The organism is Falsiroseomonas sp. RANM36 (assembly GCF_056682175.1).
Genome location: NZ_JBWXTD010000008.1, coordinates 167,341 through 186,905, shown reverse-complemented (window position 1 = coordinate 186,905; position 19,565 = coordinate 167,341). Strand labels below are relative to the sequence as shown.

Here is a 19,565-nt window from a genome sequence, read left to right as displayed (position 1 = left end):
ACCGCGGTGCGCGACCAGGTCAACCGCATGGCGCTGCCCGACTACTTCGCGCTGATGGCGCAGCTGATGAAGGCGAACCCGCCGGCCGCGGCGGATGCGCCGATGCTGCCGAAGCTCGCGCAGCTCGGCCTGGTGCCGGGGCAGGATTTCGACCGGACGAAGCTGCACCCCGATTTCGGCGCGCGCGTGCCGCAGATCGCCTTCGACCGGATCATGCTGCATTTCCGCTTCAGCGGCGGCGACATCCAGGACGTGAACGGCTGGGCCTTCACGACCAAGACCGGCCTCTACGGCACCAACTACCTGCAGCGGGCGCTGGTGACCGCGATCGGCCTCGGCGCCAACCGGCCGCAGGACGCGGTCTATCCCGTCTCCAAGGCCGATGCGGCGGGCAGCGCCTATAGCGGGGCGAACCGCTACGTGATCCGCTTCCCGGCCGGCCGGACGCCGCCGGTGCAGGGCTTCTGGTCGGTGACGATGTACGACGAGGACTTCTTCTTCGTCGCCAACCCGATCAACCGCTACTCCATCAGCCCGCGCCAGGACCTCAAGAAGAACCCGGACGGATCGGTGGACCTGCTGATCCAGGCGGACTCGCCGGGCACGGAGCGGGAATCCAACTGGCTGCCGGCGCCGCGGGGCCGGTTCCAGCTGATGATGCGGCTCTACTGGGCGGACGAGGGTGACCCGACGATCCTGAACGGCACCTGGCAGCCCCCCGCGGTGACCCGCGCGGGCTGAGGCCGCATCTGGCGCGGGCGGCCCGGCCGGGCGCCCCCCCCCCCCCCCCCCCCCGCGCCCCGCGCCGCGCGGGATTGCCCCGCGCCGGCCCCGCATGGTGTGCTCTGCCGGCACCGACTGGCGGAACCGCCCCGATGGACCTCACCCCCTGGCTTGCCTTCGTCGCCGCGGCGACGGCGATGCTGCTGATCCCGGGCCCCACCATCCTGCTGGTCATCGGCCAGTCGCTCGGCGGCGGCGCCCGCAACGCGCTGCCGCTCGCCGCCGGCGTGGCGCTCGGCGACCTGACGGCGATGAGCCTCTCGCTGGCCGGCATGGGCGCGCTGCTCGCCGCCTCCGGCACCGCCTTCGCCCTGCTGAAATGGGCCGGCGCCGCCTATCTCGTGTATCTCGGCGTGAAGCTCTGGCGCGCCCCGGTGGACGCCGCCGCCGCTCCGCCGCTCCCGGCCCGCCGCGCGATGCGGGAGGCCTATGTCGTCACCGCGCTCAATCCGAAGGGGATCGTCTTCTTCGTCGCCTTCGTGCCGCAGTTCATCGATCCCGCGCGGCCCTTCGCCACGCAGGCCGCGATCCTGGTCGCGACCTTCGTCACCCTTGCCGCGCTGAACGCCGCCGCCTATGCGCTGCTGGCCGCGCGGCTCTCCGGCGCCGTGCGCCGCCCGGCGCTGCGACGCGCGCTCAACCGCATCGGCGGCACGGTGCTGGTCGGCGCCGGCCTGGCGGTGGCGCTGCGCCGCGGCACTTGACAGAGGCGCCCGCCGCACGCCACGCGCCGCCCCGGAGTGCCCTGCCATGGCCGAGACCTACACCGAGACCACCCGCGGCATCCGAGTCTCGGTGCGCGCCTTCTACCTGGCCGACCAGTCGGAACCGGACCGCGCCCATTTCGTCTGGGCCTACCGCGTCGCCATCGTCAATGAGGGGAAGGAGACGGTGCAACTGCTCCGCCGCACCTGGTTCATCACCGACGGGCTCGGCCGCACCCAGCAGGTGCAGGGCGAGGGCGTGGTGGGCGAGACGCCGGTGCTCGAGCCCGGCCAGAACTTCGAATACACCTCCGGAACCCCGCTCGCGACACCGTCCGGCTTCATGCGCGGCGCCTATCACATGGTCGTCACGGCGACCGGCGAGGGCTTCGACGTCGCCATCCCCGCCTTCAGCCTCGACAGTCCCCACCAGGCCACCAGCCGCCTGCATTGAGCGGGCGCCGGGCCTCCCGCGGCCGCCCGCGCCGCTATTGCGTGATCGGCCCCACCCCCCATGTGACCGGGCGAGGAAGGCGCCGTGACCCGGCGGCACGGACCCCGCCGCCGTCCCTGCAAGGGGCGCAAGCCCAAGGACCCTTGAACGTGAACATCCAGACGCCCCCCCGCCAGCTCGCGAAGGCGAAGCCCGGTGCCGAGGCCCCCCCGACCCGCGAGCAGGCCGAGGACGCCATCCGCACCCTGCTGCGCTGGGCCGGCGACGACCCCAGCCGCGAGGGCCTGCAGGACACGCCCGCCCGCGTCGCCCGCGCCTATCGCGAATGGTTCTGCGGCTACGAGGAAGACCCGGTCGAGCTCCTCGCCCGCTCCTTCGAGGAGACGGACGGCTATGACGAGATGGTGCTGCTGCGCGACATTCGCCTGGAATCCACCTGCGAGCACCACATGGCGCCGATCCTCGGCAAGGTGCATGTCGCCTACCTGCCGAATGGCCGCGTGGTCGGCATCAGCAAGCTCGCCCGCGTGGTCGAGGCCTATGCCAGGCGCCTGCAGATCCAGGAGAAGATGACGGCGCAGATCGCGAACACCATCAACGACGTCCTCAAGCCCAAGGGTGTCGCCGTGGTGGTCGAGGCCGCGCACCAGTGCATGACCACCCGCGGCGTCCACAAGCCTGGCGTGACCATGGTCACCAGCCGCATGCTCGGCGCCTTCCGCGACGACGCCTCCACCCGCCGCGAGTTCCTCGCCATGGTCGCCGCCCCCCGCCCCGGCACCGAGGGCTGACCTTCCCCAAAAGCCCTCTCCCCCGCAGGGGGGAGGGTTGGGTGAGGGGGGGCTCCCGGACCAAAGAACCACCTCCCCGCCCGCATCACGACAACGAAACAAAAAAGCCTGCACGCGGCTGCCCTCACGTCGCTCGACGGATGCGCCGCGGCTTGGCAACCTCCCCGAACACGCGCGCAACGGCCGCCACCAGGCCCACGCGACGCGCCCTCGTTCCGGGACGGGACCCACCATGCAGAGGCTCGCAGCCGACATCGCCGCGGCCATCGAACAAGGCAGGGGCGCCACGCCGGCCGACCTGGTGCTCAAGGGCGGCCGCGTCTTCGACCTGGTCACGGGCGCGCTGACGGAGACCGACGTCGCGATCTGCGCCGACCGGATCGTCGGCACGCATGGCACCTACCAGGGCCGGCAGGAGATCGACGTCTCGGGCCTGGTCCTGGTGCCCGGCTTCATCGACACGCATCTGCACATCGAATCCTCCCTGGTCACGCCCTTCGAATTCGACCGCTGCGTCACCCCGCGCGGCGTCACCACGGCGATCTGCGACCCGCACGAGATCGCCAACGTCGCCGGCATCCAGGGCATCCGCTACTTCCTTGAGGCGGCCGAACGCACCGTGATGGACCTGCGCGTGCAGCTCTCCAGCTGCGTGCCGGCGACCGAGATGGAGACCTCCGGCGCGCGGCTCACGGCTGCGGACCTGCTGCCGCTCGCGCAGCATCCGAAGGTGATCGGGCTGGCCGAGTTCATGAACTATCCCGGCGTGCTGCATGGCGACCCGGAGTGCCTCGCCAAGCTGCGCGCCTTCCAGGGCCGGCACATCGATGGCCACGCGCCGCTGCTGCGCGGGATGGAGCTGAACGGCTACCTGGCCGCCGGCATCCGCACCGACCACGAGGCGACGAGCGCCGCGGAGGCGCTCGAAAAGCTCTCCAAGGGCATGGCGATCCTGGTGCGGGAGGGCTCCGTCTCCAAGGACCTGCACGCCCTGGCGCCGATCATCACGGAGCGGCACGCGCCCTTCCTCGCCTTCTGCACGGACGACCGCAACCCGCTCGACATCGCCGAGCACGGCCACCTGGACCACATGATCCGCACCGCCATCGCCCTCGGTGCCGAGCCGCTGGCCGTCTATCGCGCCGCCAGCCACTCCGCCGCGCGGATCTTCGGGCTCGCCGATCGCGGCCTGATCGCCCCGGGCTGGCGCGCCGACATCGTCGCCCTCGATGCGCTCGAAAACTGCCGCGCCCGGCTCGTGCTCTGCGGCGGCGTCGTGGCGGATGACGCCGCCTTCGCCCGGCGCGAGACGATCCCGCCCATCGCCCGCGGCAGCGTGCGGGCGCCGCGTGTCTCCGCCGCCGATTTCCGCCGCCCCGCGCCCAACGCGCCAAGCCCCGTGATCGGCATCCTCCCCGGCCGCATCATCACGGAGCGGCTGGAGGCGACGCTCCCGGTGGAGAACGGCGCCTCCGTCGCCAACCCCGCCGCCGACCTGGCGAAGATCGCCATCGTCGAGCGGCACGGCGTGAACGGCAACCGCGCCGTCGGCTTCGTGAAAGGCTTCGGGCTGCAGCACGGCGCCATCGCCTCCACCGTCTGCCACGACCACCACAACATCGCCGTGGTCGGCGCCAGCGAGGACGACATGGCGCTGGCCTGCAACCGCCTCGGCGAGATCGAGGGCGGCTTCGTGGTCGCCGCCGGCGGCCAGGTGCTGGCGGAAGTCGCCCTGCCCATCGCCGGCCTGATGAGCCTGAAAACCTTCGAGGACGTGCAGACGGAACTCTTCGCCCTGCGCGCCGCCGCACGCTCGCTCGGCGTGACGCTGGACGAGCCCTTCCTGCAACTGGCCTTCCTCGCCCTGCCCGTGATCCCGCACCTTAAGATCACCGACCGCGGGATGGTGGACGTGGATCGCTTCGTCCTGATCGACTGAGAGTTTGCCGGGGACGATGATCGTCCCCGGAGCCCCTTCAGCCAAGCAGCACCTTTTCCAGCTCCGCCAGGACCTTCTTCTCGGCATCGGAGATGCGGCTACCGAGGCCGAGGAAGCCGCCCGCGGCCTCGGCCACGAGACGGGCTCGGCCGATGGTGACGCCCGCCATCGTCGCGCGCGATTCCGCCGGCAGGGTGGCAACGATGGACGCGGCGTAGTCGTGCCAGGCCTCCCGCAACTTCGGCGAGGGCGGCGCCTTCAGCCAGTGTTCCAGCAGCGCCATCGCCTCCGGCTGCTTCGCCAGGCCGGCCTCGCGCGCGGCGCGCAGCACCGCGTCCTTCTCGGAAGGTTCGAGCGAGCCATCCGCCCAGGCGACGAAGACCAGCGGCGCCAGCGCCAGCGCCGCCACGCTCTGCGGGCCGAGATCGAGCTCCACCAGCCGGTCGAGCAGCGCCTCGTCGCGGATCGGCAGCGCGGCGGCGATGGCCTCCTTGCGGGACTTGTTGCGGTCCGCCTCGCGCAGGCTGTGCAGCAGCGCCTGCTCCTGCTGGGCGAAGAACGCTTCCTCGAGCGCGCGCTCGCGCCCCTTCAGGATGCCTTCGGACATGTCGGGCCCTCCTCTGTCGTGGCCGCCATCATGGCGCCGGGCGGCGCGCGCTTCCAGCGGGCAGGCGCCGGTTTCACGCGAATGCCTCGATGACCTCCGCCGGGATCGGGGCGGAGCGGATGCGGCCGGTTTCCTTGTCGCGCACGGTCCAGACGCGGGTCTCGAAGCCTTCCACGCCGAGCGCGCCGTCGGCCTTCAGCAACCGGTGCTCCACATCGAAGGCGGAGCGGCGGAAGGCGGTGACGCGGCTTTCGATGACCACCTCGTCGCCATGGGCGCTCGGCACGCTGAACGTCGCCCGGGTGTCCACCATGGGAATGCCGAGGATGCCGAACTTCCGCGTCCAGGCGATCTTCGGCATGCCGAGCGCGGCCTGGAGGAGGAAGGCGGTGGAGGCGTCGAACATCGCGAAGTAGCGCGGATAGAAGACGATGCCCGCGGGATCGCAATCGCCCCATTCGATGGTGACGGCGCGGCGATGCACGAAGCTCGGCTCAGGCGGCGGCATGGGGATTCTCCAGCAGGAGCGCGATGCCCTGGCCGCCGCCGATGCAGGCGGAGGCGATGCCGTAGCGCGCGCCGCGCCGCGCAAGCTCCCGCGCGCAGGTGAGCGCAAGCCGGATGCCGGTGGCGGCGAGCGGGTGGCCGATGGCGATCGCGCCGCCATTCACGTTGAGCCGCGCCTCGTCCAGGTCGAGGGCGCGGGCGCAGGCCATGACCTGCGCGCCGAAGGCCTCGTTGATCTCGATGAGCGCGATGTCGTGCAGCGCGAGGCCGGTGCGTTCCAGCAGGGCCTTGATGGCGGGGACGGGCCCGATGCCCATGATCTCCGGCGGGCAGCCCACGGCGCAGCCGGCGAGCAGGCGCGCGAGCGGCTTGCGGCCGTTCGCGCCGGCGCGGGAAGCGACGATCGCGGCGGCTGCGCCATCCACCACGGCGGAGGAATTGCCGCCGGTCTGCACGCCGCCGAAAGCCGGCCTGATTTTTCCGAGTGCCTCCACCGGCGAGGGGCGCGGGTGGGTGTCGGCTGCCACGCTTTCGATCTTCCTCGGGAGTGCGATCCCGCGATCCTGCATGCCCTCGCGACGGAATGTTTCGGTGACCACGGCAGAAATCTCGTCATCGAAGAATCCGGCCTCGCGTGCGGCCAGCGCGCGGGAAAAGCTGCGGCTGGCGAAGGCGTCCACCTCGGCGCGCGTGATGTTGCCGCGCTTCGCGAGCTCCTCCGCCGTGCCGCCCATGGTCAGGCCGCAGCCGGGATCGAGCAGCGCCTCCCACAGGAAATCCTTGAACTCCACCGGCGCGCCGAGGCCGAAGCCGCTGCGATGCGTGTAGGCGGCGATGGGATTGCGGCTCATGCTTTCCGCGCCCACGGCGAGCGCGAGGCCTGCATTCTGCCGGTCCACGGCGATCGCGGCCTGGATGATCGCCTCGATCCCCGTGCCGCAGACGCGCTGAACCAGCAGCGCGGGCACGTCCTGCGGCGCGCCGGCATAAAGGCCGATATGGCGCGGCAGCATGTAGGCGTCGAAGCTGGCCTGCGCGACGGAACCGGCGACGACGTAGCCGATCTCCTCGCCACGCGCCTGCGCCTTGTCCAGCGCGGCGCGCGCGGCCTTGATGCCGAGATCGGTCGGCGAGATCTGCGCGAGTGGCCCGGAGAGATCGGCGAAGGGCGTGCGCGCGCCGGCGAGCAGCCAGGCGTCGTCCCAGGCGGTGTGCAGCGCGGTCATGGCGTGGTCCCGATCGTGATGACGTGGGGCGGCGGCGTGCTCGAAAAAAGGTCCTCGACCAGCGCGGCGCGGCGTGCGAGCACCGCGCGCTGGTTGACGCTGCCCTTGTCGGTGATCTCGCCGGCGTCGAGGGAGAGCGGCGCGGTCAGCAGCGTCGCGCGCGCGACATGCTGGCTGCTGCCGGTGGCGGTCTTCGCGAGTGCCGCGAGCTTCGCCGAGAGCTCGGCGCGGAGCGCGGGATGCGTCGCGGCATCCTCGCCTTGCGGCACGATGCGCGCGACGGCCTCGGGTTCCGGCAGCAGGATGGCGGCGAGCTCGTCGCGGTCCGGCGCGGCGATCACCACGTCCTTCACGTACGGCGCGAGCGCCGCGACGAGTTTCGCGCGCAGCGGGCCGACGCTGACCCAGGTGCCGGTGGAGAGCTTGAAATCCTCCGTGATGCGGCCGTCGAACCGGAAGCCCTTGTGCAGGTCGGCGGGATCGAGCGGCACCAGCGCGTCGCCGAAGCGGTAGAAGCCTTCCTCGTCGAAGGCGGCGCGCGTGGCCTCGGGGTTGCGCCAGTAGCCCGGCGTGATGGAGGGGCCGCGCACGCGCGCCTCCATCTTGTCGCCGACCGGGGCGAGCTTCATCGCGATCCCCGGCACGGGCAGGCCGACCGCGCCGGATTCGGAGAAATCCTCGCGCACCACCAGGCAGAAGGGCGCGGTCTCGGTCGCGCCGAGCCCGGTGATCATCGGGATTTTCGCGCCACGTTCAGCGAGCGCCATGCGGTCCAGCTCGTCCCAGACATGCTGCGGCAGGCCGGCCGCCGAGTAGAACATCATCCGCACGCGAGAGAAGAAGATGCGGCGCAGCGCGGCGTCCTGCTTCAGGTGGTGCACCACCTCCTCGAAGCCGCGGGGGACGTTGAAGTAGATGGTAGTCGCGATCTCGCGCAGGTTGCGCAGCGACTCCGAAAAGCCGCCGGGCACCGGGCGGCCTTCGTCCATGTAGAGCGTCCCGCCGTTGTAGAGCGCGATGCCGGTGTTGTGGTTGCCGCCGAAGGTGTGGTGCCAGGGCAGCCAGTCCAGCAGCACCGGCGGCTCCTCCGCCATGAAGGGGAAGGCCTCGCGGATCATCTGCTGGTTGGAGCAGAGCATGCGCTGCGTGTTGATCACGCCCTTGGGCTGGCCGGTGGAGCCGGAGGTGAACAGGATCTTCGCCGGCGCATCCGGATCCACGGCCTCCGCCGCACGATCCACCGCCGCGGTCGGCACGGTGGCGAGCAGCGCGCGAAAACCCTGCGCGTCCAGCACGTCCGTTCCCGCCGGCACCGCCGCCGCGATCGCCTTCGCGAAGCGCGCGCCGTCATTGGCGAAGACGAGGCCGGGCATCAGCAGCGCAAGGCAGTGGCGCAGCTTGGCGAAATCCGTCGCGAGCAGCGAATAGGAGGGCGAGACCGGCGCGACGGGCACGCCGACATGCAGCGCCGCCAGCGTCAGCACGAACTGGTCGAGGCAGTTGCCCGAGAGGATCGCCAGCGGCCGCTCCGCCGACAGGCCGCGATCCAGCAGCGCCTGCCCCACGGCGCGCACCTTCGCCAGCATCTCCCCGTACGAAATGCGTCGCCAGTCGCCGCCGAGCGCGGGATCGCGCTTCGCGACCAGCGTGCGGTCCGGCGCGACGGCGGCCCAATGCTCCAGCCGCTCCGTCAGGCGCCGCGGATAGGCGCCGAGCGTGCCTTCCGGCGTGACGAGCAGCGCGCCATCCGCGCGCCGGGCGAAGCGCACCGGGCCGGGCCCGAGCGGCCTGCGAGGTGCTTCCGGCTTGCTGAGCGCGGACATCCCGCTCCTCCAGTGAATTTGTTATGCGACATAATAATCCGGTGCCGCCCCCCTTCCAAGAGCGGGCGACGCTTCGCATACTGCCATGGATGTCCACGCTCCGTCGCCGCGCCGAGACCCTGCCGCCCGCCGCCGGCGTCGCCGTGACGCCGGTGCCGCCGCCGCTCGACGACCGGCTGGGCTTCTGGCTGCGCCTGGCGCAGCAATCGGCCTTCGACGCCTTCCACCGCGCGATGGCGCCGCTCGGCCTCACGCCCGGCCGGCTCGGCGCGCTGCTGCTGCTGGAGGCGCATCCGGCGATCCGGCAATCCGCCCTGGCGGAGGCGCTGCGCGTCAAGCCGCCGAACCTCGCCGTGCTGCTGGCGGGGCTGGAGGCGGAAGGGCTGATCCGCCGCGTTGAGGATTCCCGGAACCGCCGCGCGAACCTGCTGCGCCTGACGCCGGCCGGCCGCGCGTTGCTGAAGCGCGCCAAGGCGCAGGAAGCGCTGGTGGAAGCGAGCCTCTGCGACGGCATGGAGGAGGCCGAACGCGCCGCGCTGCTCAACGCGCTGCGCCGGATCGCCGGCGGATGAGCGAGCCCCTCGTCACCCTTTCGCTGGACGGCGCGGTCGCGACCATCGCGCTGAACCGCCCGGCGAAGCGCAACGCGATCAGCGACGCGCTGCTCGCCGCGCTGGAGGATGCCGTGGCGCAGGCGCAGCGCGACGCGCGCGCCATCGTCATCCACGGCAACGGGCCGTGCTTCTCGGCCGGGCTCGATCTCTCCGAGCACAAGGCGCGCAGCGCGGAGGAGGTCTTTCGGCACTCGCGCGGCTGGCATCGCGTGTTCCGCAGGCTCCGCGAGGGCGACGTGCCGGCGATCGCCGCGATCCACGGCGCCTGCGTCGGCGGCGGGCTGGAGCTGGCCGCCGCCTGCCATATCCGCGTGGCCGACAGCACCGCCTTCTTCGCCCTGCCGGAGGGCACGCGGGGAATCTTCGTCGGCGGCGGCGCGAGCGTGCATGTCGCCCGGCTGCTCGGGGCGGCGCGGATGACGGACATGATGCTGACCGGCCGTGCGCTGGACGCCGCCGCGGCGGAGCGCGCGGGCCTCGTCACCTATGTCGAGGCCGAGGGCGGCGCGGTGGCGAAGGCGCGCGAGCTCGCCGCGAAGGTGGCGCAGGCGGCGCCGCTGACGGTGCTCGGCGTGCTGCAGGCGCTGCCGCGCATCCAGGACATGGCGGAAGCGGACGGTCTGTTCGTGGAGAGCCTGGTCGCGGCGCTGGCGCAGACGGGACCGGAGGCGCAGGCGCGGCTCGCGGCCTTCCTCGAGAAGCGCGCACCGAAGGCGGGAGAGGACCGATGAAGAGTTTTCGGGGCGCATCCGCCATCGTCTCCGGCGGCGGATCGGGGCTCGGCGCGGCGACGGCGGAGGCGCTGGCCGCGGCGGGCGCGAAGGTGGTGGTGCTCGACATCGACGCGGCCAAGGCGCAGACCGTCGCCGCGCGCATCGGCGGCGTCGCGGCCGCGGGCGACGTGGCGGAGGAAGCGCCGGTCGCGGCGGCGGTGGAACAGGCGGCAGCGCTGGCACCGCTGCGCATCGCCGTCTCGTGCGCGGGCATCGCGCCGGCCGCGCGCGTGGCGGGTCGCAACGGGCCGCATGACCTGGCGCTCTTCGCGCGCGTGATCCGGGTGAACCTGGTCGGCACCTTCAACCTGCTGCGCCTGGCGGCGGCGAAGATGACGGCGAACGAGCCGCTGGAGGATGGCGAGCGCGGGCTGGTGGTGAACACCGCCTCCATCGCCGCCTTCGAAGGGCAGATCGGGCAGGCGGCCTATTCGGCCTCGAAGGGCGGCGTCGTCGGGCTGACGCTGCCCGCGGCGCGCGAGCTGGCACGCTTCGGCGTGCGCATCGTCACCATCGCGCCCGGCCTGATCCACACGCCGCTGATGGACGGGCTGGCGCCGGAGGCGCGCGAGAGCCTGGGGAAGCAGCCGCTGTTCCCGCAGCGGCTCGGCCGGCCGGACGAGTTCGCGGCGATGGTGCTGGCCGTCGCCCAGAACCCGCTGCTCAATGGGGAGACGATCCGGCTGGACGGCGCGCTGCGGCTGCCCCCTGCCTGACGGACAGGCTGCCTGACGGGCCGCTTGCGCGGCCCCGCTCCCCTTGCGACAAAAGAACTTCCGACACGAACGGGAGAGGCAGGCACGATGAACCGCCGTGGATTGATCAGCGGGGCCGCCGCGGGCGGCATCGCCACCGCAACGCTGGCCACGCCGGCGCTGTCCCAGGGCCGGATCGAGTGGCGCATGGTCACCCTTTGGCCGCGCAACCTGCCGGGGCCGGGCGTCGCGGCGCAGAAGGTGGCGGACCGCATCGGCGCCGTGACCGCGGGCCGCATCACCGTCCGCCTCTTCGCCGCCGGCGAGGTGGTGCCCGCGCCCGGCGCCTTCGACGCGGTGGCCGCCGGCACGGCCGACCTGTATCACGGCGTGCCGAGCTTCTGGATCGCCAAGTCGCCGGCCATCGGCTTCTTCGGCAGCTTCCCCTACGGCATGACCGTCTATGAGCGGCAGGCCTGGATGATGCATGGCGGCGGCCAGGCGCTCTACGACGAGGTCTATGCGCGCTTCGGCGTGAAGCCGTTCAACACCGGCGACAGCGGCCCGCAGTGGTTCGGCTGGTTCCGCCGCGAGATCAACACTATCGAGGACCTGCGTGGCCTGCGCTTCCGCACCGCCGGCCTCGGCGGCGAGATGTTCCGGCGCGCCGGCGCGTCCGTCGTCACCCTGCCTGCCGGCCAGATCTTCGCGGCGCTGCAGTCCGGCACGATCGACGCGGCGGAATTCCTCGGCCCCTTCAGCGACGCGCCGCTCGGGCTGCACCAGGTGACCAAGAACTACTACTGGCCCGGCGTGCAAGAGCCCTCGAGCGCGGAGGAGATCGGCATCAACATGGCGCGCTGGAACGCGCTGCCGGACGACCTGAAGGCCGCGGTGCGCTTCGCCTGCCAGTCGGTGGCGGAGGAGATCACCACCGAATACGACGCGAACCATCCGCGCGCCCTGGCCGAGCTGGTCTCCCGCCACGGCGTGATCCCGCGCGAGGTGCCGCGCGACGTGCTGATCGCGCTCGGCAATTCGGCGGGCGAGATCCTGGCGGAGTATCGCGGATCGAGCGACGCGACGGTGAAGAAGGTGGCCGACAGCTACGCGGAATTCCGCAACCGCAGCCAGGGCTACATGATGCAGTCCTACGGCGCCAACTTCCAGGCGCGGGCGCTCCCGATCCGCTGGGGGTAAGCGCTGAGCCTTCTGCTGAAACTCGCCGACGCCCATGACACCGCGAGCCGCTGGCTCGCTCGCGCTGTCATGTGGCTCGCGCTGGCGGTGGTGCTGGCGCAGTTCGTGGTGGTGGTGCTGCGCTACGCCTTCGCCTCCTCCTTCGTGTGGATGCAGGAGAGCGTGATCTACCTGCACGCCACGCTCTTCATGCTGGCGATCGGCTACACCTATCTCGTGGATCAGCATGTGCGCGTGGACGTGCTCTATGCCGGCTGGTCCATGCGCCGGAAGGCGGCGGTGGACCTGGTTTCCATCCTGATCGCCGTGCTGCCCTTCTGCGCGCTGGTGATCTGGGGCTCCTGGGGCTATGCCGCCGCGTCCTGGCGGCAGGGCGAGGGGCCGATGGCCTATGGCGGCGTGCCGCTGGTGCCGGCGCTGAAGTCGCTGATCCCGCTGATGGCGATCCTGCTGGCGGCGCAGGCGGTCTCCATCGCGATCCGCTGCGTCGCGGTGCTGACAGGCGCGGCCGGGAACCACTTTCCGCATCGCGCGCATACGGGCAGCGCATGACCACGGCCGCGATCGGGCAGGTGCTGGACCTGCTCATGTTCGGCGCGCTCTGCCTGCTGATCCTCACGGGCGTTCCCGTCACCTTCATCCTGACCGGCTGCGCCATCGTCTTCGGCGGACTCGGCATCCTCTTCGGCGTCTTCGACAGCTTCCTGCTCGCCGCGCTGGCGCAGCGCATCTTCGGCACGATGACGACCGAGACGCTGGTGGCGATCCCGCTGTTTGTCTTCATGGGCATCATGCTCGAACGCTCCCGCATCGCGGAGGAACTGCTGGAGGCGATGGGCCGGCTGTTCGGCACGGTGCGCGGCGGGCTGGCGATCAGCGTCTCCGTCGTCGGCGCGCTGCTCGCGGCCTCCACCGGCATCGTCGGCGCGACGGTGGTGACGATGGGGCTGATGGCGCTGCCGGCGATGCTGCGCCGCGGCTACGACAAGCGCTTCGCCTGCGGCACCATCTGCGCGGCCGGCACGCTGGGCCAGATCATCCCGCCCTCCACCGTGATGGTGATCCTGGGCGAGGTGATCGCGGCCGCCTACCAGCAGGCGCAGCTCGCGCAGGGAAAATTCTCGGTGGAGACGGTCTCGGTCGGGCAGCTCTTCGCCGGCTCGATGATCCCGGGGCTGATGCTGGTGGGGTTCTACATCCTCTATCAGCTCGTCATCGCCTTCCTCCGGCCGGAGCTCGCGCCGGCGATCCCGAAGGCGGAGGCGGCGCGCATCTCGACGCGCGAGCTGCTGGGCGCGCTGCTGCCGCCGATGGTGCTGATCGTCGCCGTGCTCGGCTCCATCCTCGGCGGCGTCGCGACACCCACGGAAGCCGCGGCGGTGGGCGCGATCGGCGCGACGATGCTGGCGGGGCTGCGCCAGCCGGGGCGGCTCTGGCCGATCCATCTCGGGGCGCTCTGCGCGGTGGGCGTGGTGCTGCTCGGCGTGTTCTTCGATCTCCGCCTCGGCCGCGCGGCGCCGCCGCTGGCGGACCAGGTGGCGCTCGGCGTCGCGGCGGTGCTGTGCGCGGGCCTCGGCTATGGCGTGGCCGTGGCGCTGTGGCGCTGCCTGCGGGGCGGGGTGCTCGCCGCCGTCTCGCACACCACCATGACCATCACGGCGATGATCTTCGCCACCCTGATCGCGGCGACGCTGTTCAGCCTGGTGTTCCGCGGCCTGGGCGGCGAGGAGACGGTGAAGGAGCTGCTCTCGGCCATTCCCGGCGGGCAATGGGGCGCGCTGCTGGCGGTGATGGCGGTGATGTTCGTGATGGGGTTCTTCCTCGACTTCGTGGAGATCACCATCATCGTCGTGCCGATCGTCGGCCCCGTGCTGCTGGCGATGGGCATCGACCCGATCTGGCTGGCGGTGCTGATCGCGCTGAACCTGCAGACCAGCTTCCTGACGCCGCCCTTCGGCTTCTCGCTGTTCTATCTCGGCGGCGTCGCGCAGAAATGGGTGGGCACGGGCGACATCTATCGCGGCGTCGTGCCCTTCGTGCTGCTGCAGCTGCTGGCCGTCGGGATGGTGATGGCCTTCCCCGGCCTGGCGACCTGGCTGCCCGGCGTGCTGTTCTGATCGCCTACCAGCCGGAAGCGGGCCACAGCCACCACAGCAGCAGCGCCGCCGCGGCCAGCCAGAGCATGATGATCGCCGCGGCACCCGCCCGGCTGCGCGGCCGCCCTTCCGCGGCTTCCGCGGCCGCGCGGCACTCGGCCAGCACATCGGGCGGGATCAGCCACGTCACCGCCAGGACGCCGAGCGGGACGATCAGCAGGTCGTCCAGGTAACCCAGCACGGGAATGAAGTCGGGGATCAGGTCTATCGGCGAGAGGGCATAGGCCGCGACCGCCAGCGCCAGCGCCTTGGCATGCCAGGGCGTGCGGGGATGGCGCGCCGCCAGCCAGACCGCGTGCACGTCCCGCTTCAGCCCGCGCGCCCAATGCTTCGCCCGATCCTTCGCCCGCCGCAGCATCGTCCTTCGCGCTTCCCAAGCCGGCGGCGCACGGTTAAGCAGGCGCGCCGATGCCTGCCCCGCCGCCACTGGTCGAAGCCCAGCAGATCGTCAAGCGCTACGGCGCGCTGGCGGCGAACGACCATGTGGACCTCTCGGTCATGCCGGGCGAGATCCACGCCCTGCTCGGCGAGAACGGCGCGGGCAAGTCCACGCTGGTGAAGATGCTCTACGGCCTGCTGCAGCCCGATGCCGGGCGCATCCTGTGGCAGGGCGCGCCCGTGGTGCTGCATGGCCCGCGGGAGGCGCGGCGCCTCGGCATCGGCATGGTGTTCCAGCACTTCTCGCTGTTCGAGGCGATGACGGTCGCGGAGAACGTGGCGCTGGCGCTGGATGGCGACGCGCCGCTGCCGCGCATCGCGGAGCGGCTGGCGGAAACCAGCCGCGCCTATGGCCTGCCGCTCGATCCGCGGCGGGAGGTCTGGCAGCTCTCGGTGGGCGAGCGGCAGCGCGTGGAGATCGTGCGCTGCCTGATGCAGGACCCGCGCCTGCTGATCCTGGACGAGCCGACCTCCGTGCTGACGCCGCAGGAAGCCGAGGGGCTGTTCGCCACACTCGCCAAGATCCGCGCCGAGGGCCGCGCCGTTCTCTACATCTCCCACAAGCTCGAGGAGGTGCGCCGCATCTGCGAGGCCGCGACCATCCTGCGCCACGGCAAGGTGGTGGCGCGCTGCGACCCGCGCGCGGAAAGCGCGGCGAGCCTCGCGCGCATGATGGTCGGCAGCGCGGTGCTGGGTGTGAAGCACGAGCCGACGGCGCCGCGCGGGCCGGTGCGGCTGGCGGTGGCGGGCCTCTCCCTGCCGCCGGCGGAGGCGCATGGCATCGCGCTGCGCGAGGTCTCGCTCGACCTGCATGGCGGCGAGGTGCTCGGCATCGCGGGTGTTGCGGGCAACGGGCAGGACGAGCTCTTCGCCGCGCTGTCGGGCGAGCGGCTGGCGCCGCGCGCGGAGGCGGTGCTGCTGGATAGGCGGCCGGTGGGGCGGCAGGGGATCAATGCGCGCCGCCGCCTCGGCGCGGCCTTCGTGCCCGAGGAGAGGCTCGGCCACGCCGCCGCGCCGCGCTTCCCGCTGAGCGAGAACGCGCTGCTCTCGGGCCATGCGGCGGGTGAGTTCCTGGCGGGCGGGATCGTGCGGCGCGGGCGGCTGCTCGCCTATGTGGACGAGGTCACGCGCGTCTTCGACCTGCGCAAGGGCAGCCGCGACCCGGAGGCGCGTGCGCTCTCCGGCGGCAATCTGCAGAAATTCACGGTGGGGCGGGAGATCCTGCGCAAGCCCGACGTGCTGGTGGTGGCGCAGCCGACCTGGGGCGTGGATGCCGGCGCGGCGCGACGCATCCGCCAGGCGCTGCTGGACCTCGCGGCGGAGGGCGCGGCCGTGCTGGCGATCAGCCAGGACCTGGACGAGTTGCTGGAGATCGCGGACCGCATCGCGGTGATGTTTCATGGTCAGCTTTCCGCGCCGCTGCCGGTGCAGGGACTGACGCGCGAATCGCTCGGCCTGCTGATGGGCGGATCGGGTTTTCGGGCGGAGCACGCCGCATGAGGCTGGTGCTGGAGAAGCGCGCGGAGACGCCCGTCGCGCTGCGCTTGCTCTCGCCGCTGCTTGCGGTTGCGCTGACGCTGGTCTCGGCCGTGATCATCTTCGCGGCGATGGGGCAGGACCCGCTGCACGCGCTGACCGTGTTCTTCATCCTGCCGCTGTCGGATTCCTGGGGGCTGCAGGAAGTGGCGGTGAAGGCGACGCCGCTGGTGCTGATCTCGGTCGGGCTCGCGCTCTGCTACCGCTCCAACAACTGGAACATCGGCGCGGAGGGACAGTTCCTGGTCGGGGCCATGGCCGGCGGCTGGCTGGCGCTGGCGACGCATGGGCAACCGGACGGGCCGTGGCTCATGCCCGCGATGCTCGTGTGCGGCGCGCTCGGCGGCGCGCTGTTCGCGCTGATCCCGGCCCTGCTCAAGACGCGCTTCGGCGCGAACGAGATCCTGACCAGCCTGATGCTGGTCTATGTGGCGGAGTTGCTGCTGGACTGGCTGGTGCGCGGGCCGTGGCGCGACCCGCAGGGCTTCAACATGCCGGTGACCGTCACCTTCGAGCCCGAGGCGGTCGTGCCGCTGCTGATGGAAGGCGGGCGGCTCAACATCGGCACGCCCATCGCGCTGCTGGTCGTCGTGCTGGCGGCGGTGCTGATGGGGCGCACGCTGAAGGGCTTCGAGATAAGGCTGGTGGGCGAGGCCCCGCGCGCCGCGCGCTTCGCCGGCTTCAGCGCCGACCGGCTGACCTGGACGGTCTTCGCGATCTCCGGCGGGCTGGCGGGGCTTGCCGGCGTGCTGGAGGCGGCGGGGACGGTGCGGATGCTGCAGCCGGGGATCTCGCCCGGCTACGGCTTCACTGCGATCATCGTGGCCTTCCTCGGGCGGCTGAACCCGGTGGGGTGCCTGGTCGCCGGCGTGTTCCTGGCGGTGACCTTCATCGGCGCGGAGAACGCGCAGATCATGCTGAAGCTGCCGCTCGACGTGACGCGCGTGTTCCAGGGGCTGCTGCTGTTCTACGTGCTGGCCTGCGACACGCTGCTGCTCTACCGGCCGCGGCTGGTGCGGAGTGCGCCGGCATGACGTTGCTGGAAGCGATCCTCCTCACCGTCATCACCGCCTCCACGCCGCTGCTGATCGCGGCGATCGGGGAGCTGGTGGTCGAGAAATCGGGCGTGCTGAACCTCGGCGTCGAGGGGATGATGATCATGGGCGCGGCCTGCGGCATCGTCGCCGCCATCGCGACCGGATCGGGTGCCGCGGGCGTCGCGGCGGCGGTGCTGGCGGGGATGGCGATGGCCGCGATCTTCGCGGCGCTGACGCTCGGGCTGGCGGCGAACCAGGTGGCGGCGGGGCTGGCGCTGACGATCTTCGGCCTCGGCCTGTCGGGCGTGGTGGGCGCGAGCTTCGTCGGGGCGCAGCGGGCGGGCATCGGCAAGATCGAGATCCCGGTGCTGTCCGAGATCCCCTTCCTCGGCCCGGTCCTCTTCAACCAGGACCCCTTCGTCTATGCCTCCTTCGCGCTGGTGGCGGGCGTCTCCTGGTTCCTGACGCGCACGCGGGCAGGGCTGGTGCTGCGCGCCTGCGGGGAGAGCGCGGCCAGCGCCCATGCGCTGGGCTACAAGGTGCTGCGCATCCGCTTCCTGGCGATCCTGTTCGGTGGCGCCTGCGCGGGGCTGGCGGGGGCCTATCTCTCGCTGGTGCTGACGCCCTTCTGGACCAGCGGCATGACGGCGGGCCGCGGCTGGATCGCGCTGGCGATCGTGGTCTTCGCCTCCTGGCTGCCCTGGCGCGCGGCACTCGGCGCCTATCTTTTCGGCGGCATCACCATCCTGCAGCTGCATGCGCAGGGCGCGGGTTTCCGCGTGCCGCCGCAGCTGATGTCCGCCCTGCCCTACCTCATCACCATCGTCGTGCTGGTGCTGATCATGCGGCTGCGCCGGGGCGGGGCGGCGGGCCCGGCGGGCCTCGGCATGCCCTTCGTGCCGGACCGGTAGCGCCCGGCATGAAATTCGCTTAATCCAGCGCCCATACATCCGCCCTTCCGGAAGGAACCCCCGCCATGTCCCTTTCCCGCCGCACCCTGATGGCCGGCGCCGGCGCGCTGGCCGGCGCCGCGACGCTCGGCCGCGATGCCGGGGCGCAGCAGCGCCTGAATGTCGGCGTCGTGCTGATCGGCCCCGTCGGCGATTTCGGCTGGTCGCACATGCACGACCAGGGCCGCCGCCGCATGGCCGAGGTGCTGGGCGAGCGCGTGAACGCCACCACGGTGGAATCGGTCGCGCCCCCCGATTTCGACCGCGTGGTGACGCAGCTGGTGCGCACCGGCCACCGGCTGATCTTCACCACCAGCTTCTCCTATTTCGCGCCGACGCAGCGCCTGGCGCCGCAGCACGGCAACGTCTTCTTCGAGAACGCCACCGGCCCGACGACGCTGCCGAACATGGCGATCTACAACGCCCGCTTCTACGAAGGCCGCTACATCCAGGGCGTGATCGCCGCGCGCAAGTCGCGCAGCAAGACCATCGGCTACGTCGCCACCTTCCCCGTGCCGGAGGTGATACACGCCATCAACACCGTGATGCGCGGGGCGTGGAGCGTGGATCCCTCGATGAAGGTGCGCGTGGTGTGGGTGAATGCCTGGTCGAACCCGGCGCGGGAGGCCGATGCGGCGCGCGCGCTGATCGACCAGGGCTGCGACGTGCTGTGCAGCCACACCGACGGTCCCGCGCCGCTGCAGCTGGCGGAGCAGCGCGGCGTGTACGGCTTCGGCCAGGCGAGCGACATGACGCGCTTCGCGCCGCGCGCCCATCTGACCAGCAGCGTGAACAACTGGGGCGACTACTACGCCGAGCGCGCGCGCGCGGTGCTGGACGGCACCTGGCGCCCGACCGACACCTGGGGCGGCCTCAACTCCGGCATGTTCCGCATGGCGCCCTGGACCAACATGACGCCGGAGGAAGTCAGCGAGGCCGAGCGCGTGCGCGACGCCATCGCCAGCGGCCGCCTGCATCCCTTCGAGGGCCCGATCGTCCGCCAGGACGGCACGCAGGTGATCGCGCAGGGCCAGCGCCTGACCGACGACCAGATCCGCGCGATGAATTATTTCTATCGTGGGATCGAAGCGGCGATCCCGGGGTGACGTGACGCGCACGCCCCTGTCCCGCGCGGCATGCGCGGGACAGGGGATGCGAGTCAGGCGATCACGAAGTCCGTCGCCGCGAGCGTCGGCTTGTTCGACAGCGTGGCGATGGTGATGGCCGCGCCCGCGCCGGTGCCGTCGGCATCCCATTGCAGCGCGCCGGTCGCCTTGGTGTAGATGAACTGCGCCGTGCCGCCCGCCGCCGCGTTCTGCGACAGCGTCACCC

The 19,565-nt window shown here is 71.7% G+C and carries 19 protein-coding genes and 1 pseudogene; 15 read left to right on the top strand and 5 right to left on the bottom strand.

What is annotated here, in order from left to right; translation table 11 throughout:
* From AC1MIR_RS26545 to ade, 5 genes are all read left to right on the top strand, one after another.
* Positions 1 to 741 (top strand): DUF1214 domain-containing protein (locus AC1MIR_RS26545; protein ID WP_480031178.1); only part of this gene is annotated, 741 nt, incomplete at its 5' end.
* 134 nt (positions 742 to 875) lie between these two features.
* Entirely contained in the window at positions 876 to 1,487 is a 612-nt protein-coding gene (locus AC1MIR_RS26540; RefSeq protein ID WP_480031177.1) for a LysE family translocator, read from the top strand.
* Positions 1,488 to 1,533: 46 nt separating this feature from the next.
* Complete coding sequence (gene apaG, locus AC1MIR_RS26535) at positions 1,534 to 1,941, top strand: Co2+/Mg2+ efflux protein ApaG (protein ID WP_480031176.1); 408 nt, start codon at positions 1,534 to 1,536, stop codon at positions 1,939 to 1,941.
* Between the two features lie 149 nt (positions 1,942 to 2,090).
* Entirely contained in the window at positions 2,091 to 2,732 is a 642-nt protein-coding gene (folE, locus tag AC1MIR_RS26530) for a GTP cyclohydrolase I FolE (protein WP_480031175.1), read from the top strand.
* Between the two features lie 232 nt (positions 2,733 to 2,964).
* Positions 2,965 to 4,671 (top strand): adenine deaminase, encoded by a 1,707-nt coding sequence (ade, locus tag AC1MIR_RS26525; protein ID WP_480031174.1) that lies wholly within the window; start codon positions 2,965 to 2,967, stop codon positions 4,669 to 4,671.
* A gap of 37 nt (positions 4,672 to 4,708) precedes the next feature.
* On the opposite strand, the gene AC1MIR_RS26520 is transcribed toward ade, so the two are convergent.
* The 4 genes from AC1MIR_RS26520 to AC1MIR_RS26505 all read right to left on the bottom strand — a co-directional run bounded on the left by AC1MIR_RS26520 (position 4,709) and on the right by AC1MIR_RS26505 (position 8,834).
* Positions 4,709 to 5,278 (bottom strand): hypothetical protein, encoded by a 570-nt coding sequence (locus AC1MIR_RS26520; protein WP_480031173.1) that lies wholly within the window; start codon positions 5,276 to 5,278, stop codon positions 4,709 to 4,711.
* Between the two features lie 73 nt (positions 5,279 to 5,351).
* A complete protein-coding gene (locus tag AC1MIR_RS26515; RefSeq protein ID WP_480031172.1) occupies positions 5,352 to 5,786 on the bottom strand; it encodes an acyl-CoA thioesterase in 435 nt (144 codons plus the stop codon).
* On the bottom strand, positions 5,773 to 7,011 hold the full coding sequence (locus AC1MIR_RS26510; protein ID WP_480031171.1) for a thiolase family protein: 1,239 nt from the start codon (positions 7,009 to 7,011) through the stop codon (positions 5,773 to 5,775). The genes AC1MIR_RS26515 and AC1MIR_RS26510 overlap by 14 nt, the downstream gene beginning before the upstream one ends.
* Positions 7,008 to 8,834 (bottom strand): feruloyl-CoA synthase, encoded by a 1,827-nt coding sequence (locus AC1MIR_RS26505; RefSeq protein ID WP_480031170.1) that lies wholly within the window; start codon positions 8,832 to 8,834, stop codon positions 7,008 to 7,010. Before AC1MIR_RS26505 ends, AC1MIR_RS26510 begins: the two co-directional genes overlap by 4 nt.
* 89 nt (positions 8,835 to 8,923) lie before the next feature.
* On the opposite strand from AC1MIR_RS26505, the gene AC1MIR_RS26500 reads away from it, so the two are divergent.
* The 6 genes from AC1MIR_RS26500 (at position 8,924) to AC1MIR_RS26475 (ending at position 14,233) form a co-directional block, all read left to right on the top strand.
* Positions 8,924 to 9,406: a MarR family winged helix-turn-helix transcriptional regulator gene (locus AC1MIR_RS26500; protein ID WP_480031169.1), complete on the top strand. Its 483-nt coding sequence runs from the start codon at positions 8,924 to 8,926 to the stop codon at positions 9,404 to 9,406.
* Positions 9,403 to 10,179 (top strand): crotonase/enoyl-CoA hydratase family protein, encoded by a 777-nt coding sequence (locus AC1MIR_RS26495; RefSeq protein ID WP_480031168.1) that lies wholly within the window; start codon positions 9,403 to 9,405, stop codon positions 10,177 to 10,179. Before AC1MIR_RS26500 ends, AC1MIR_RS26495 begins: the two co-directional genes overlap by 4 nt.
* Positions 10,176 to 10,937, top strand: a complete 762-nt coding sequence (locus tag AC1MIR_RS26490; protein ID WP_480031167.1) for an SDR family NAD(P)-dependent oxidoreductase — start codon at positions 10,176 to 10,178, stop codon at positions 10,935 to 10,937. Before AC1MIR_RS26495 ends, AC1MIR_RS26490 begins: the two co-directional genes overlap by 4 nt.
* An 87-nt stretch (positions 10,938 to 11,024) precedes the next feature.
* Positions 11,025 to 12,116, top strand: a complete 1,092-nt coding sequence (locus AC1MIR_RS26485; protein ID WP_480031166.1) for a TRAP transporter substrate-binding protein — start codon at positions 11,025 to 11,027, stop codon at positions 12,114 to 12,116.
* A gap of 69 nt (positions 12,117 to 12,185) precedes the next feature.
* Positions 12,186 to 12,668 (top strand): TRAP transporter small permease subunit, encoded by a 483-nt coding sequence (locus AC1MIR_RS26480; RefSeq protein WP_480031165.1) that lies wholly within the window; start codon positions 12,186 to 12,188, stop codon positions 12,666 to 12,668.
* Positions 12,665 to 14,233 carry a TRAP transporter large permease gene (locus tag AC1MIR_RS26475; RefSeq protein WP_480031164.1) on the top strand — a complete coding sequence of 523 codons (1,569 nt, stop codon included), beginning with the start codon at positions 12,665 to 12,667 and terminating at the stop codon, positions 14,231 to 14,233. Before AC1MIR_RS26480 ends, AC1MIR_RS26475 begins: the two co-directional genes overlap by 4 nt.
* Before the next feature lie 4 nt (positions 14,234 to 14,237).
* On the opposite strand, the pseudogene AC1MIR_RS26470 reads toward AC1MIR_RS26475, so the two are convergent.
* A pseudogene (locus AC1MIR_RS26470) lies at positions 14,238 to 14,639 on the bottom strand (YkvA family protein); the annotation flags it as partial.
* Between the two features lie 41 nt (positions 14,640 to 14,680).
* Here AC1MIR_RS26470 and AC1MIR_RS26465 point away from each other — a divergent pair.
* From AC1MIR_RS26465 to AC1MIR_RS26450, 4 genes are all read left to right on the top strand, one after another.
* Positions 14,681 to 16,210: an ABC transporter ATP-binding protein gene (locus tag AC1MIR_RS26465; protein WP_480031163.1), complete on the top strand. Its 1,530-nt coding sequence runs from the start codon at positions 14,681 to 14,683 to the stop codon at positions 16,208 to 16,210.
* Positions 16,207 to 17,280 (top strand): ABC transporter permease, encoded by a 1,074-nt coding sequence (locus AC1MIR_RS26460; RefSeq protein WP_480031162.1) that lies wholly within the window; start codon positions 16,207 to 16,209, stop codon positions 17,278 to 17,280. Before AC1MIR_RS26465 ends, AC1MIR_RS26460 begins: the two co-directional genes overlap by 4 nt.
* The gene (locus tag AC1MIR_RS26455) at positions 17,277 to 18,194 is read left to right on the top strand and encodes an ABC transporter permease (RefSeq protein ID WP_480031161.1); all 918 of its coding nucleotides are present in this window, start codon (positions 17,277 to 17,279) and stop codon (positions 18,192 to 18,194) included. The genes AC1MIR_RS26460 and AC1MIR_RS26455 overlap by 4 nt, the downstream gene beginning before the upstream one ends.
* 65 nt (positions 18,195 to 18,259) lie before the next feature.
* Positions 18,260 to 19,339: a BMP family ABC transporter substrate-binding protein gene (locus AC1MIR_RS26450; protein WP_480031160.1), complete on the top strand. Its 1,080-nt coding sequence runs from the start codon at positions 18,260 to 18,262 to the stop codon at positions 19,337 to 19,339.
* Positions 19,340 to 19,565 lie beyond the last annotated feature (226 nt).